The following is a 10029-nucleotide window of genomic DNA, read 5'->3' as shown; positions in this document are numbered from 1 at the left end:
ATGAGCTCGGACTCCCAGACCTGCTTCAGCTCGCCCTCGGCGAGGTCGCCGCTCTCGATCATGGTCTTCTCGACCATCGTGTCGAACGCGAAGCCGGCGTCGCAGTCGCCGTTCTTGATCGCCAGCGCGGAGGCGTCGTGGCCGCCGGCGTAGACCGGGCTCAACCCGCTGGTCACGGCTTCCTCGGTGGCGGACTCAATGACTCCGGCCTCGATCAGCCCGGCTGCCGGGTAGAGAAAGCCCGAGGTCGATCCGGGATCGACGAAGCAGATGTCACGGCCGGCGAAGTCCGCGAGCTGATCGACCTCGTCGTTGTCCGACCTGGTCAGCCCGTAGGAACGGTAGCCGGCCGGTTCGTCCTCCGCCTTGGTCACGGCGCCCAACGGCTGGATCTGAGCACCATTGTGGGTGGCGATCACGTAGGCGAACGAGCCGAAGAACGCGATGTCCACGTTCTCCGCGATCATGCCCTCGATCACACCGGCGTAGTCGCTGGCCTGGCTGAACTCGACGGTGGCGCCGGTCTCCTCCTCCAGCAAGGCGATCACGGGTTCGTAGCTGGCGGCGAGGTCGGTGGAGTTCTCAGCGGGCACCGCGCCGAGCACGATGGTGTCCGGATAGCCGTCGCTGGTGGTGCTCGCCGCGTCGTCATCGGCGTCGTCGCCGCAGGCGCTCAGCAGCACCGCGCCGAGCGTCAACGCAGTCAGGGTGACCGCGTGGTTCTTCGTCATCCTCACGGGACTCTCCAGTCTTGTCCGTGGCCGGCGCAGCTCAGAGCGTCCGGCGCTCTCGGTCGTGTTCGCCGACGACGCGTGGGACGTCGGCGACGGAAGGCAGCAGATGGGTATGCGGAGCGGCACCAAGAGCGTCCGCGTCGTGGGCGCCGGTGAGCACCCCGGCGACGATGGACGCACCGGCCCGGGTGCCGGCGAGCAGATCACTGGCGGTATCCCCGACCGCGGCGATTCCGCGGACGTCGTCCACCTCCAGCCGGATCAGGGCACTGAGCAGCATGTCCGGGTACGGTCGTCCGCGCCCGGCGTCGGCCGGGGACAGCGCGAGATCGCATAGGCCGGCCCAGCCGAGTGCGTCGATCAGGGCGTCTCGTGTGCCGGCCGAGAACCCGGTGGTGAACGCGGTCTTGATCCCGGCTTCGCGCATCTCCTTGAGCGCGGCCTCGGCGCCGGGCACCGGGACGACCTGGTCAAGACCGTCGGCGTAGGCGTGCTCGAACATCGCATTGGCCTTCTCGGCCAGGGCGGCGTCGCCATCGGCGATGGCGCGGAAGACCTCGATCTTGGACTGGCCCATGGTCGTGCGTGCGTAGTCTTCGGCCGCGGCGTACTCCGGTGTGCCTGGCTCCAGCCCCATGCCGGTCAGCGCCTCCCCGAACGCCGCCAGCACCGCGCCGTCGTCGTGAACCGTCGTCCCCGCCATGTCCAGGCAGACGAGCTCGATCTTCACGGTCCCTCTCCGATCGTTCGTTCAGCGGACGGTGACCATCGTTCGACACCAGGACGAACCGGCCATGGGAATCAGATGCCGGCTCGGTGAACAACCAGTTCAACCGGCGGGTGGTTGTCCGGACGACTGGGAAACTGATGTCCGTGCAAAGCGTGAGCTGGACGGCTGCAGAGGCGCCGGAGAACTACGTGCTGGGTCACGTCCGGGCGGTCCTGGACGACCGCCTCGTCGACGACGCACGGATCGTCGTCCGCGACGGCCTGATTCAACAGGTCGGCCCGCATCCGCCCGGCAGCGCTGCGGACCTCGACGGCTCCGGGCTCACCTGTATCGCCGGCCTGGTCGACGCTCACAACGACCGCTTGTCCCGTGCCTGCCGGCCGCGGCCCGGCGCATCGGTACCGGTCGAGTTCGCCTTCCAGTCGGTGGAGGCTGAGCTGCTGGCGGCAGGCATCACGACCGCGTACCACGGGGTGGCCTTCCAGGCGCTCTCCGCCGTCGGCATCCCGATCGAGTCTCCGACCGCGGGCGCGGTGCACGAGGTGATCCGGCACGCCCGTCCGCGGCGGTTGGACCATCGCATCCTGCACCGGCTCGACGTGCGCTGCCCGACTGGGCTGTCCGAGCTACGGACCCGGCTGGACACGCAAGGGACGCAAGCGGTCGCACCGCTCGTCTCGCACGAGGATCACACGCCCGGTCAGGGCCAGTACGCCGACCCGGCGACCATGCGACGCTGGCTCGTGGAGGCGGAGTCGATGACACCGGAGCGTGCGGCGGAGCATGTCGAACGGCTACGTGCGGAGCGCGACGATCACCTGCACATCCGCGACTCCACGCTGGGCTGGCTGGGTGAGCTCGCCGCGGATGGCCGGGTCAGGCTGGCCGGCCACGACCCGGCGACCCGTGCCGACGTCTCCGCGCTTGCCCAGCGGCATGGCTCGATCGCCGAGTTCCCGACGACGCTCGAGGCCGCCGAGGCCGCGCGGGACCACGGGCTGCACGTGGTGGCCGGCGCCCCGAACGTGGTGCTGGGTCGCTCGCACTCCGGCAACGTTTCGGCGGCTCGCCTGGTCGAGGCGGGCTTGGTGACCGCGCTGACGTCGGACTACCTCCCATCCGCGCTGCTCGCCGCCGGTACCGAGCTGGTCCGTCTCGGGTTCACGTCGCTGCCGAAGGCCGTCGCCCTGATCACTGCCGGGGCGGCGGAGGCGGTCGGCCTCACCGACCGCGGCCGCCTCGCGCCCGGCAGGCGTGCCGATATCGTCCTAGCAGACGTCTCCGGACGTTGGCCCGCCGTCCGACGCACCTTGCCCGCGGCTGCCCCGTAGCGTCGCGTTACCGCTGGGCCGGCGCGTGGCGGAGGACGGTGACCGCGAAGTCGGCGTCGTCGTGCCAAGCCTTGAGGTCCCAGGTGGCGAATCGGTGCTCGATGCGCAGGCCCGCCTGCGCGACGTGCTCGTCGAAGTCGCCGAGGGAGAGTTCACGGTTGACATGGAAGCCGGTGACGACGAAGCCGTCCGCCCGCACACACCGGCCGGCCCGCTCGAGCACTTCGGTCTCCGTGCCCGGTGCAACGAACACCATCACGTTCCCGGCAAGGACGGCCGCGTCGAACGGCTCGCTCTGTCCGATCCTTTCAAGATCGATCTCGGCCAGGTCGCACACTTGCCAGTCCGGTCCGGGGTGATCGGCTCTGGCCGCTTCGATCAGCGCCGGATCGGCGTCGACCCCGACGACGGTATGGCCACGCGCGTGCAGCTCAGCACCGACCCGTCCGGTGCCGCAACCGGCGTCCAACACCCGAGCTGCGCGTGGCAGCATCGCGTCCATCAGCCGAGCCTCACCGACCAGGTCCGCTCCTTCGGCGGCCATCCGGCGGAACCGGTCGATGTACCACTCGGAATGCCCGTCCTTCGTATCCGTTTCCCAACGCGTCGGCCTAGCCACGCCGCAAGCCTATGTCAGCCCACCGGCCACGATGCCGCCCAGCCGTCGAGGATGCCGACGTCTCGATCGGCGTGCGTGATGACTTCCTCCGCTACCGCCCTGACGTCGCCGGTAAGACCGTCTGCCAGCGCCTCCTCAGCGACGTCGGCCTCGGCAACGACGTGTCCACGCATCACGTCGACGAAGGCGAGATCGAACTCCAGATCGCTCAGATCCTCCAAGGCGGCGACCTCTTCCGGATCTGTCAGGCCGGCGACCTGGTCCGGATCCGGTTCTGCCCCATGGTCGGCGAGTATCTCCCGCGCCATATCGCTGAACTCTTCGGCGTAACCGACGACCTGGTCGCGGTACTGGAAAAGCTCGTCCCGATCCGTGCGGTCCGGGATGAGCTCCATGAGCTCGACGGTCTGGTCGGAATACGCGACCTGGTACTGGAGGAACTCGATGTCGGCGTCGGAGAGGTCGGGTATCTGTTCTCCGGTGTCGTCACCGGTGTCCGTTGGTCCGCCCTCTTCTTCCGCCGGGTCGGCGTCCGCCGGGTCCTCGGGACGGGCTCGGATCTGATGATGCCCTCTCGGAGGCCGTCTCGGTATCCGCATCGTCGCCTCCGCACGCGACAAGACCGAGGATGACCAGGACAGACAGCGGCATCAAGGCGACCGAACGGGGTCGGTGGTGGGATACGGCTTCATTCTTCTTCGCATTGATCGTTGTAGTCACGCCCCTGGGACGGCACGTGGCGGTGCAAAGTTCCACCGCCGACGGTGCCTCCCATGAGCCGCGTGCGTCGTCGGCTCTGGTTTCCTTTCGCGCAGCGTGAGCGAGCCGACCTACCAGTCTCTACGCACGGATTACTCGTCGGGCTCGGTCAGAAGCCGGGCATAGGCGTTCACTGCGCGCTGGTATCGCGGCAGGTGTGGCGCCAGAGCTTCGAGCGCCACCCGCAAAGCCTCCCTGTCCCGCCCGGCGTCGGACAGCGACAGGGCCAGGAACGCGCGAGGGGCGTCGCCCATACTCGGGTCATCGACCTGAGCCAGGAGCTCGATAGCACGCTCCGGTCGACCGAGGTTGCGCAGCGTACTGGCCCATTGGATCAACGCCTGGCCGCGTCGTTCCGGCTCCAGCCCCGCCTGGACCGCCATTTGATAGTAGCCATCAGCGTCGTGCTCCAAGCCGACCGAGTCACGCACCGACGCCCGCTCGAAGTCCGCACGGCCGTCATCAGCAGGGCACCGGTCCGCGACCGCGTCGAGTTGAACAACGGACTTGTCCGGCTCGTCGTCCGAGAAGCCCTCCCAGAAATCCGCTACATCACGTTACCAGCGCTCGAGCTCCTCTGTCATGGCACCCATACTCTCACTCGCTGTGTTCGCGCCCGGACCGGTCGTGCCCGGCACATCCCGACCGTGCCCATCCACAGCAGAACCGAACCCAGCGTGGAGTCGCCACCTCCGCCGAGTGAACAGCACAGCGATCAGTGGCGACAGCAGCACGCCTCCAGCTGCACGGCCTCGCGCTACGCGCCGTATCCGCCGTCGATGCTCAGCACGGCGCCCGTGACGTACGAGGCCTGTGGACTGGCGAGGAAGACAACGCCTGCGGCGATCTCCTCGGGTCTGCCGTACCGCCCCATCGCCGTGGTCGGAAGGAACATGGATGCGGCCGGGCCGTCGACGGGGTTTCCCTCGGTGTCGATGAACCCGGGTTGGATGACGTTGACCGTGATGCCCCGGTGCGCCAGATCGCGGGCTGCTCCCCGGCTGAAGCCCTCAAGGGCCGATTTCGTGGCCGCGTAGTACGCCATCCCTTGGAAACCCGCACGGGTTCCCACGCCCGAGCTGATGTTGACGATCCGCCCGCCATCGGGCAGCAGCGAGAACGCCGCCCGGATCCCGGCCACCACGCTGGTGTAGTTGACGGCGAGCTGCCGCTCGATGGCGGCCTGGTCGGCGGTCTCGCTGTCGACCAGGCCGCCACCGCCCACGGCCGCGTTGTTGACCAAGATGTCCAGTTTTCCGAACTGCTGAGCCACGCTGTGGATCAGACCCGCCGCCTGCGTCGCATCCGCCTGATCGGCCTGGAGTGCCGCCGCGCGCACTCCCTTTGCCTCCAGGTCGGCGACCACGGCCTTGGCACGATCCGCTGAGGACGAGTAGCTGATCGCGACGTCGGCCCCTTCGTCAGCCAGCGCCAGCGCCGATGCCGCCCCGATGCCCCGCGACCCGCCCGTGACGATCGCTACCTTGCCGTCCAGCTTTCCCATGCTGTTCCTGCTTCCTTGTCGATGTGCGACGGCATTCTGGACCGCCCGGTCCACCATACGTAGTTATGGACCATGAGGTCAAGAACGTCTATTCTGGAGCCATGGCACGTCCCCGAGCGTTCGACGAGATGCAAGTGCTGGACGCCGTCCGGGAGCAGTTCTGGTCCGCCGGCTACGCCGCGACCTCGTTGGAAGACCTGTTGCGAGTCAGCGGACTGGGCAAGGGCAGCCTCTATGCAGCGTTCGGCGACAAGCGTCAGCTCTTCCTCCGGGCACTGCGCAGCTACACCGATAGCAGCCATGATCAACTTCGCAGAGCCCTTGCCGAAGCTCCATCGGCCATCGACGCACTGCGCATGCTCCTCGAAGCGCCGATCGACGAGGCGACCGACACCGGCGCCCGGCGTGGCTGCCTGATGGCCAACAGCACCTGCGAACTCGGTAACGCCGATCCGGAAGTGCTCGCCCACGCCCACCGCACCTATGAGACGTCCACCGCGCTGATCGCCGACTGCGTCGTCCGCGCCCAGGATGAGGGCGATCTGCCGGCCGAATCGGATCCGATCGCGCTTGCGCGGGCCATCCTAGCCGCGCAGCAAGGGATCGTGTTCATGGGTCGGACCGGGATGGACACGGCAACACTCACTGCCACAGCACGATCGCTCGCTGATCGCCTCCTGCCGGAGCACTCCGACGGCCGTACCGAGAGGCGCTGACGCACCGTTCTCACCACCTGCCGGCCGGATGCTCGGCACGTAGGCAGTGAAGACCAGCGCGGACGGTCACCGGCTCGCGCTGCGTCGTCTCAACGAGCTTCTGCAGTCAGCTGCGCAGCTGGCGAATTCGTCACGGCGCGCATGCCGTCGAGGGGAGACCTCGCCATGATCGGCAGCGCGCTGTGCGAACTCGATGAGCCGTTCGGTCCGTTCTTCTTCTCGCAGCGGGACCTCTGACACCGCGTAACGGACGCTGCGGTACTTCGATGTCGGCATGCTTCCGGTCGAGGACGGAACTGACGAGAACGATTCGCTCGCTGTCGATCTTGTTGGCGTTCTTGGCCGCTTCGATCTCTCCTCCGTCTTCGGTACCCGAGTCGACCAGCACCGTGACTGACACCTTTCGACCGAGGGGCGAGACGAACACCGGCACATTGGATGATCCGCCCGCTGGCAGTATTCGCCAGCGCTCATCGATGCCTTCGCGCCCATCAGCGCTTCCTTGACGTCGGATCGTCGTTCGTGTCCTCGGGCGTAGTACCGCTCCAGCCTGACACGTAGGACCGCGCCAACCAACCTCATATTGGGTGCGCTCGCCTGAGTTGGTGCGCCCACGCAGCAATGCATCGAGCGAATGTCATGGGAGGAGCTTCAACCGAGGCCGCTTCTCCGCGGAGAGGCCAGAGCGCTCCGGCTCAGGCCATGCAGGGAGGTTGCTCACGTCACCGCCGTATGCCAGCACAGTCTGGGCGGCGAGGTCGCAGCACGCCTGAATGAACCCCTCGGCCCCCATCAGCCGCATCGAATGCCCGCCACGGGCGAGCGGCCACAGGGCACCCGACTCGTTCGTCGCTTTGCGTGGGTCTTGTCCATGGTTCAGCAAGTCGCGCAACTTCTTCATGTCGGCGAGATAGGCACTGAGCTGTTGCGTTCCGGCATAGATCATCCATCTGGACCGACCGTCAGTCGAGCTGGGTTGCAAGGCGCGCGTTCGAACATCCCAGTCGTTGGTGAAGAGGCGGACCTCATGCTGATTGCCGGCGTTGCGAAGCTTGTCGGCGTTCAGGGGCAGCGCCCGAGTGCCGATAAGCTCTCGAAGAACGTCGTTGAAGAACGCCTCGAGAGCCGCGTAGGAACATGGTGAAGATGGCCCAGCGGAGCGCGTACTGCTTGCTCGAGCTCCCGAGCCTGCGCCCATCGAGTCCATGAAGCTTGTCGATGTCGCGATGAAGGGTCACAAGCAACGAGGGGTTGTCGAGTCCATCGGCCAATGCGTGAGCTGAGTCTATGACGAACGGGAGTCGCGGGTTCTGGGGCATGGCTAGATGTTGCGGGTCATGACGTTGTTGACGCGGACGGTCATCGGATCTCATTGTCGGGGTGCTGCTCGTCGTAGGCCTGGCGGGCACGGGCGATGGTGTCTCGGTGCTCGTGTGACCAGTCGGCCAGTGCCTTGACGAGGTGGGTCAGGCTTGCGCCGGTCTCGGTGAGTCGGTAGTTGACCTGCGCAGGCACGGTTGGGTAGACGGTCCGAAGTACCAGCCCGTCGCGTTCCAGCCGGCGCACGGTCAAGGTCAGCATCCGCTGGGAGATTCCATCGATGGCGCGCTGAAGTTGGCGGAAGCGCCGCGCCCCGTTCGCAAGCTCGACGATCACCAGGACCGACCACTTGTCGCCCACACGGTCGAGAACGTCGCGGATTCCGCAATCGGGGTGCTCCGGCTGCCCGCACGGTGCCAGGTCAGCGGATCCAGCGGTTACTTCGGTGTGTGTCACTGACATGAAACTGCCTCCTTGTGGGCCGGCCGCGACCGGTTGATGATTTGAGTGTAGTTACTGAAGAGAACCACGGCAGGAGATTGAACCGCAATGATCATGGTGACCGGCGCGAGCGGACAGCTCGCCTCCCTCACGCTCCAGGAGTTGGCCGCCCGGAGAGTGCCCGCCTTGGGCGGCACTCGGATACCTGCCCAAGGGCAGCGTCGCGTCGACTTCGACGACCCCGGGTCGCTCGACCTGACGAACGTATCAACGCTCGTCCTCGTCTCGGCGGGGTATGCCGAGGATGACCAGGTCATCGCTCGCCACCGCGCCGTTCTTGACGCCGCGCGCCGCGACGGCGTCGGTCACATCGTCTACACGAGTGTGACCACTGCCGGTGATCATCTCGGCTTCGCACTCGCTCATCGGGCTACCGAACAGATGATCAAAGCCATCGGACTTGACTGGACGATCCTGCGCAACGGACTCTACGCCGAGCTCTTCGGTGCGCTCCTGCCATGGTCCACTGAAGGTCTGGAGTCCGCCTTCGGCGACGGTGCGCTCTCTGCAGTTGCGCGGAACGACCTGGCCGCCGCGGCAGCTGTCGTGGCCAGCAAGCCCGAAGCTCACGTCGGTAAGACCTACGACCTCGTCGGTGAGCCGATCACCGCCGCCGAGGTTGCTGACGAGCTCGGCGTCGCGCATCGAACGCTCAGGCTTGCTGAGTACCGCGCCCAGCTACTGGCTGATGACACTCTGCTGCCGTTCCAGCCGCCGCTGCTCGCCTCGATCGCTACCAACGTCCGCCATGGGTTCCTCAAGAACTCCGGCCCCGACCTCGTAAGCCTGCTCGACCGACCGATCGCCAACGCGCTAACCGTAGCGGCGGACGCCGCGGCCGCGATGCGTCCCGCCGCACGCTGACGTGGATGGTTCATCGCAACGCGCCGCTGTCCCTCGGAGGTCGTCGGCGGCTGGTAGAACATTGCCTCACTCGTCCGCCGCACACATGCCTGCTGAGATGGAAATCTCTCGAGCGTGCGCATCGAAGTGGGTCAACCGCTTACGACAGGACCGGAGCTTGGCTCCCTGGATTGCTCCTCGGACCCTCACCGCCAGTCGACCGCCAGAGGTTAAAGCGAAAACCTGAACTCCACCGCGTTACAGCGGATAGGGCAGTCTGCGGCCCACGCGCGATCACCTGCGCGCCGCGACGAACCTAATCCTGGCGCTCCGCTACGCGCCAGCGCAGGTTCAGGATCACCACCTCAGCCCATCTCGGCGGCGAACACACCCCCAAGCACTCCCTTGTCACCCTCAAGCTTGCCCACGGCCAGCGCCTGGTCGATGGTGAGGCCACCCGCCGCAAGCCCGACGACGACATCGGGCGCGGCGGTGAGGACCGTCTCGGGCATGTCGTCAGGGCGGACGAACGCGCTAGGCCCCTCCTCGCCGATCCGCAGGACCATGGCGAAGCCATCCGTCTCAATGCCGAGCTCCAAGGGTGGCGAGGCGGCCGCGCCCCGGAGCAGGGCGGGCAGCGCGAGGGTCAGCCAGCGCGGCTGGAACGTGTCGTCGCCCCATCCGGTCTCCAGGAGCGGATGGTGCTGGTGGTGTCGATCATCGTCACCGCACTGGCTCTGGCTGCCGCCTGCTCCTCAAACGGCGAAGCGGAACTCCACCACGTCCACTCTCACTTTCTCTCACCCGCGAACAGCTGACCCAATAGCGGGACCAGCGCCGGCTGCCTGTCGGCCTCGTAGTTGAGCCGCAGGGAGCGAGCAAGCTCGGCGTAGCTCACTACATTCCACATCTCGTGCCTGTGCGGCTCGTCCGCGTTCGTCAGTTCGAAGGCTTCGTCCATCGTGCGCCCGC

12 protein-coding genes and 2 pseudogenes are annotated in these 10029 nt (G+C 66.9%); 4 read left to right on the top strand and 10 right to left on the bottom strand.

What is annotated here, in order from left to right:
- On the bottom strand, nt 1-731 hold a 731-nt coding region (locus tag ELR45_RS14900), incomplete at its 3' end, for a phosphate/phosphite/phosphonate ABC transporter substrate-binding protein (protein ID WP_240759778.1).
- 40 nt (nt 732-771) lie between these two features.
- Entirely contained in the window at nt 772-1464 is a 693-nt protein-coding gene (locus ELR45_RS14895) for an HAD family hydrolase (RefSeq protein ID WP_129667132.1), read from the bottom strand.
- A 137-nt stretch (nt 1465-1601) separates the two neighbouring features.
- On the opposite strand from ELR45_RS14895, the gene ELR45_RS14890 reads away from it, so the two are divergent.
- Entirely contained in the window at nt 1602-2795 is a 1194-nt protein-coding gene (locus ELR45_RS14890; RefSeq protein ID WP_129667131.1) for an alpha-D-ribose 1-methylphosphonate 5-triphosphate diphosphatase, read from the top strand.
- A gap of 7 nt (nt 2796-2802) precedes the next feature.
- Here ELR45_RS14890 and ELR45_RS14885 read toward each other — a convergent pair whose 3' ends face one another.
- The 4 genes and pseudogenes from ELR45_RS14885 to ELR45_RS14870 form a co-directional block, all read right to left on the bottom strand.
- A complete protein-coding gene (locus tag ELR45_RS14885) occupies nt 2803-3414 on the bottom strand; it encodes a class I SAM-dependent methyltransferase (RefSeq protein ID WP_129667130.1) in 612 nt (203 codons plus the stop codon).
- Nucleotides 3415-3428: 14 nt separating this feature from the next.
- Nucleotides 3429-4013 (bottom strand): DUF305 domain-containing protein, encoded by a 585-nt coding sequence (locus ELR45_RS14880; protein WP_129667129.1) that lies wholly within the window; start codon nt 4011-4013, stop codon nt 3429-3431.
- A gap of 252 nt (nt 4014-4265) precedes the next feature.
- A pseudogene (locus tag ELR45_RS14875) lies at nt 4266-4616 on the bottom strand (tetratricopeptide repeat protein); the annotation flags it as partial.
- A gap of 314 nt (nt 4617-4930) precedes the next feature.
- A complete protein-coding gene (locus ELR45_RS14870; RefSeq protein WP_129667128.1) occupies nt 4931-5677 on the bottom strand; it encodes an SDR family NAD(P)-dependent oxidoreductase in 747 nt (248 codons plus the stop codon).
- Between the two features lie 101 nt (nt 5678-5778).
- Between ELR45_RS14870 and ELR45_RS14865 the strand changes: the two genes are divergently transcribed.
- Nucleotides 5779-6393 carry a TetR/AcrR family transcriptional regulator gene (locus tag ELR45_RS14865; RefSeq protein WP_129667127.1) on the top strand — a complete coding sequence of 205 codons (615 nt, stop codon included), beginning with the start codon at nt 5779-5781 and terminating at the stop codon, nt 6391-6393.
- A 637-nt stretch (nt 6394-7030) separates the two neighbouring features.
- On the opposite strand, the gene ELR45_RS14860 is transcribed toward ELR45_RS14865, so the two are convergent.
- Both ELR45_RS14860 and ELR45_RS14855 read right to left on the bottom strand, forming a co-directional pair.
- Nucleotides 7031-7294 (bottom strand): hypothetical protein, encoded by a 264-nt coding sequence (locus ELR45_RS14860; RefSeq protein ID WP_129667126.1) that lies wholly within the window; start codon nt 7292-7294, stop codon nt 7031-7033.
- A gap of 458 nt (nt 7295-7752) precedes the next feature.
- Nucleotides 7753-8175, bottom strand: a complete 423-nt coding sequence (locus ELR45_RS14855; protein WP_129667125.1) for a winged helix-turn-helix transcriptional regulator — start codon at nt 8173-8175, stop codon at nt 7753-7755.
- Between the two features lie 87 nt (nt 8176-8262).
- On the opposite strand from ELR45_RS14855, the gene ELR45_RS14850 reads away from it, so the two are divergent.
- Both ELR45_RS14850 and ELR45_RS14845 read left to right on the top strand, forming a co-directional pair.
- On the top strand, nt 8263-9078 hold the full coding sequence (locus ELR45_RS14850; RefSeq protein ID WP_129667124.1) for an NAD(P)H-binding protein: 816 nt from the start codon (nt 8263-8265) through the stop codon (nt 9076-9078).
- Between the two features lie 5 nt (nt 9079-9083).
- Nucleotides 9084-9282 (top strand): annotated as a pseudogene (locus ELR45_RS14845) (IS481 family transposase); the annotation flags it as partial.
- Nucleotides 9283-9422: 140 nt separating this feature from the next.
- On the opposite strand, the gene ELR45_RS37890 reads toward ELR45_RS14845, so the two are convergent.
- Complete coding sequence (locus ELR45_RS37890) at nt 9423-9623, bottom strand: hypothetical protein (RefSeq protein WP_205856624.1); 201 nt, start codon at nt 9621-9623, stop codon at nt 9423-9425.
- A 224-nt stretch (nt 9624-9847) separates the two neighbouring features.
- Nucleotides 9848-10029, bottom strand: a 182-nt coding sequence (locus ELR45_RS37885; protein ID WP_205856623.1) for a hypothetical protein, incomplete at its 5' end; no start/stop codon positions are given.

This window comes from Phytoactinopolyspora endophytica, assembly GCF_004138495.1.
Classification (GTDB): domain Bacteria; phylum Actinomycetota; class Actinomycetes; order Jiangellales; family Jiangellaceae; genus Phytoactinopolyspora; species Phytoactinopolyspora endophytica.
Note: the sequence above shows the minus strand (reverse complement) of the source record. Positions and strands in the feature narration are given on the sequence as shown.

Excerpts from the sequence above, each read along its gene's own strand:
- ELR45_RS14890 (WP_129667131.1), top strand. The coding sequence starts at position 1,602 with ATGTCCGTGCAAAGCGTGAGCTGGACGGCTGCAGAGGCGCCGGAGAAC.
- ELR45_RS14880 (WP_129667129.1), bottom strand. The coding sequence starts at position 4,013 with ATGCGGATACCGAGACGGCCTCCGAGAGGGCATCATCAGATCCGAGCC.
- ELR45_RS14870 (WP_129667128.1), bottom strand. The coding sequence starts at position 5,677 with ATGGGAAAGCTGGACGGCAAGGTAGCGATCGTCACGGGCGGGTCGCGG.
- ELR45_RS14865 (WP_129667127.1), top strand. The coding sequence starts at position 5,779 with ATGGCACGTCCCCGAGCGTTCGACGAGATGCAAGTGCTGGACGCCGTC.
- ELR45_RS14860 (WP_129667126.1), bottom strand. The coding sequence starts at position 7,294 with ATGAAGAAGTTGCGCGACTTGCTGAACCATGGACAAGACCCACGCAAA.
- ELR45_RS14855 (WP_129667125.1), bottom strand. The coding sequence starts at position 8,175 with ATGTCAGTGACACACACCGAAGTAACCGCTGGATCCGCTGACCTGGCA.
- ELR45_RS14850 (WP_129667124.1), top strand. The coding sequence starts at position 8,263 with ATGATCATGGTGACCGGCGCGAGCGGACAGCTCGCCTCCCTCACGCTC.
- ELR45_RS37890 (WP_205856624.1), bottom strand. The coding sequence starts at position 9,623 with ATGGTCCTGCGGATCGGCGAGGAGGGGCCTAGCGCGTTCGTCCGCCCT.